This window comes from Tritonibacter sp. SIMBA_163, assembly GCF_046535935.1.
GTDB classification, from domain to species: domain Bacteria; phylum Pseudomonadota; class Alphaproteobacteria; order Rhodobacterales; family Rhodobacteraceae; genus Epibacterium; species Epibacterium scottomollicae.
Map to the genome: position 1 here is coordinate 1 of NZ_JAWJBP010000394.1, position 275 is coordinate 275.

At 74.2% G+C, this 275-nt stretch carries 1 protein-coding gene; it reads right to left on the reverse strand.

Annotated features, from left to right (window positions below; all coding sequences use genetic code 11):
- Nucleotides 1–275, reverse strand: a 275-nt coding sequence (locus tag R0J92_RS22865) for a flavoprotein (protein ID WP_411053350.1), incomplete at both ends; no start/stop codon positions are given.

The following is a 275-nucleotide window of genomic DNA, read 5'->3' on the forward strand; positions in this document are numbered from 1 at the left end:
CGTCGTGCCGCTGGTGACGAGCGCGCGCTTGCCGGCCAGCGGCCGCTCCGCCGTCAGCGCAGATTGGACCGCCGTCAGGATCTCGTGCGGTTCCGCCATGCGGCCGTAGCCGTACTCGCCGCAGGCCATGTCGCCCTCGTTCGGGCCGACGGCGGCGACGCCGCGCCGGCGCAGCGTCTCCAGATTGGCCTGGGTCGCCGGGTGCTCCCACATGCGCACGTTCATCGCCGGCGCGACCAGCACCTCCTTGTCGGTCGCCAGCAGCGCCGCCGTCG